The sequence below is a fragment of the Roseibaca sp. Y0-43 genome (genome assembly GCF_020667835.1).
GTDB lineage: Bacteria > Pseudomonadota > Alphaproteobacteria > Rhodobacterales > Rhodobacteraceae > Roseinatronobacter.
This window is the reverse complement of the sequence record NZ_JAFMPR010000026.1, coordinates 2501-5705: the sequence shown is the minus strand read 5'-3', so window position 1 is coordinate 5705 and position 3205 is coordinate 2501. Positions and strand designations below refer to the sequence as shown.

Genomic DNA, 3205 nt, shown 5'->3' with positions numbered 1-3205 from the left:
TTTTTCCCGGCTATTTTGTCATGCTTTTGTTTGTGTTGGTCTTGGGATTGATCTGGTTGTTACTGGATCAAATCAAGCCGATCGAGCGATTAGTACCGGTCGACTGAGCGCATTGCTGCGCGTACATCTCCGGCCTATTGACGTGGTGGTCTACCACGGCTCTCAAGGGAGACCTTGTTTTGAGGGGGGCTTCCCGCTTAGATGCTTTCAGCGGTTATCCTGTCCGTTCATAGCTACCCTGCGCTGCGGCTGGCGCCACAACAGGTCCACCAGTGGAACGTTCACCCCGGTCCTCTCGTACTAGGGGCAACTCCTCTCAAGTCTCCAACACCCACGGCAGATAGGGACCGAACTGTCTCACGACGTTCTAAACCCAGCTCACGTACCTCTTTAAACGGCGAACAGCCGTACCCTTGGGACCTACTCCAGCCCCAGGATGAGATGAGCCGACATCGAGGTGCCAAACGATGCCGTCGATATGGACTCTTGGGCATCATCAGCCTGTTATCCCCGGCGTACCTTTTATCCGTTGAGCGATGGCCCTTCCACTCGGGACCACCGGATCACTATGGCCGACTTTCGTCTCTGCTCGACTTGTCAGTCTTGCAGTCAGGCTGGCTTATGCCATTGCACTCAACGAGCGATTTCCGACCGCTCTGAGCCAACCTTCGCACGCCTCCGTTACTGTTTGGGAGGCGACCGCCCCAGTCAAACTACCTGCCACACAGGGTCCCGGATCCTGGTTCAAGGATCGCGGTTAGACATCAAGAGTGCGAAGGGTGGTATCTCAAGGGAGGCTCCCCCGGGACTGGCGTCCCGGTTTCAAAGCCTACCACCTATCCTGCACATCGCAATCCTGATGCCAGTGTGAAGCTGTAGTAAAGGTGCACGGGGTCTTTCCGTCTAACCGCGGGAAGCCTGCATCTTGACAGGCAATTCAATTTCGCTGAGTCCATGTTCGAGACAGCGGGGAAGTCGTTACGCCATTCGTGCAGGTCGGAACTTACCCGACAAGGAATTTCGCTACCTTAGGACCGTTATAGTTACGGCCGCCGTTTACCGGGGCTTCATTTCGGAGCTTGCACCCCTCCATTTAACCTTCCGGCACCGGGCAGGCGTCAGACCCTATACGTCGTCTTGCGACTTCGCAGAGCCCTGTGTTTTTAGTAAACAGTCGCCACCCCCTGGTCTGTGCCCCCGGCCACTGCTTGCGCAATAACCGGGCCTCCTTCTCGCGAACTTACGGAGGTATTTTGCCGAGTTCCTTAAACATGGTTCTCTCAAGCGCCTTGGTATTCTCTACCAGTCCACCTGTGTCGGTTTCGGGTACGGTCTGATGTGGGGCTATTTCCTGGAACCGCTCAGCTGCCCGCCCAATCCGATAAGGGCGAACAACACCTGCGATCCGTCACATCCCACTGGCCCTGGAATATTAACCAGGTTCCCATCGACTACGCCTTTCGGCCTCGCCTTAGGGGCCGGCTTACCCTGCTCAGATTAGCTTTAAGCAGGAACCCTTGGACTTTCGGCGACAGGGTCTCTCACCCTGTTTGTCGCTACTCATGTCAACATTCTCACTTCTGAACGCTCCACCGGTCCCTCACAGGCCGGCTTCACAGCAGATTCCTGATGCGTCCGATACCCCCCGAGGGGAGCACAAGACGCAAGGAATACAGAACAGAACGCTCCGCTACCACGCACTTACGTGCATCCTAAGCTTCGGCTCGTGGCTTGAGCCCCGTTACATCTTCGCCGCAGGACAACTTATTTAGACCAGTGAGCTGTTACGCTATCTTTAAAGGATGGCTGCTTCTAAGCCAACCTCCTGGTTGTTTTGGTCGTCCCACCTGCTTTCCCACTTAGCCACGAATTGGGGGCCTTAGCTGTAGGTCAGGGTTGTTTCCCTCTCCACGACGGACGTTAGCACCCGCCGTGTGTCTGCCAGATACTACTCCCGGGTATTCGGAGTTTGGTTAGGATCAGTAAGCCTGTGGGGCCCCATTACCCATCCAGTGCTCTACCCCCCGGGGTATTCGTCTGACGCTCTACCTAAATAGATTTCGCGGAGAACCAGCTATCTCCGAGTTTGATTGGCCTTTCACCCCTAGGCACAAGTCATCCCGATCCTTTTCAACGGATGTGGGTTCGGCCCTCCAGTTGGTGTTACCCAACCTTCAGCCTGCTCATGCCTAGATCACTCGGTTTCGGGTCTGATCCATCTAACTCGACGCCCATTTAAGACTCGCTTTCGCTGCGCCTGCACCTAACGGCTTAAGCTTGCTAGATAGACCAAGTCGTTGACCCATTATACAAAAGGTACGCCGTCAGGATTCAAGATCCCTCCGACTGCTTGTAGGCGTCCGGTTTCAGGTCTGTTTCACTCCCCTCGTCGGGGTGCTTTTCACCTTTCCCTCACGGTACTGGTTCGCTATCGGTCAGCAAGGAGTACTTAGCCTTCGGGGGTGGTCCCCCGATCTTCAGACAGGATTTCACGTGTCCCGCCCTACTTGATACGTCCGATCGTGCTTCGCATACGGGGCTGTCACCCGCTATGGCCTGCCTTTCCAGACGGTTCTGCCCACACTCACGGCTCGGCTGGTCCGCGTTCGCTCGCCACTACTAACGGAGTCTCTATTGATTTCCTTTCCTCCGGGTACTTAGATGTTTCAGTTCCCCGGGTTTGCTCTTTTAAGCCTATGTATTCAGCCTAAAAGTAACTGAGTATGCTCATTGTTAGCCACCACGCTTGAACGCAAGCACCAAACCGACCAAGGGTCGGCGCGGAGCGTGCGTTATTGCGAAGCAATAACAACAAACAATCAGCTGGGTTGCCCCATTCGGAGATCGCAGGGTCAAAGGTTATTCTCACCTCACCTACGCTTATCGCAGAGTATCACGTCCTTCATCGCCTCTTGCTGCCAAGGCATCCACCAAACGCCCTTATTGCGCTTGATTTGATCCAGAAAGAGCCAGATCAGCACCCCATTCGCATGGGACGCATCACAGGACAGGAGCACGGGCCTTTTGTCTTCCCGCGCCCACACTTCCCAAGACCAAAAGCATTGTACGTTTCCCGCCACCGCTGACGCGGTGACAATGGAATTCAAAAAGCCATCTAGGCTTTCCAAATTCCGCTCCCTTCCTCGCTACGCAAGGAAGTGAGTGGTTAGTGTACTTGACTTGGATAGTCTCATGTCTCGCAAAG

At 54.9% G+C, this 3205-nt stretch carries 1 rRNA gene; it reads right to left on the bottom strand.

Annotation, left to right across the window (positions count from 1 at the left end):
- Window positions 1-68 precede the first annotated feature (68 nt).
- Window positions 69-2955 (bottom strand): 23S ribosomal RNA (locus J1C52_RS14880).
- Window positions 2956-3205 lie beyond the last annotated feature (250 nt).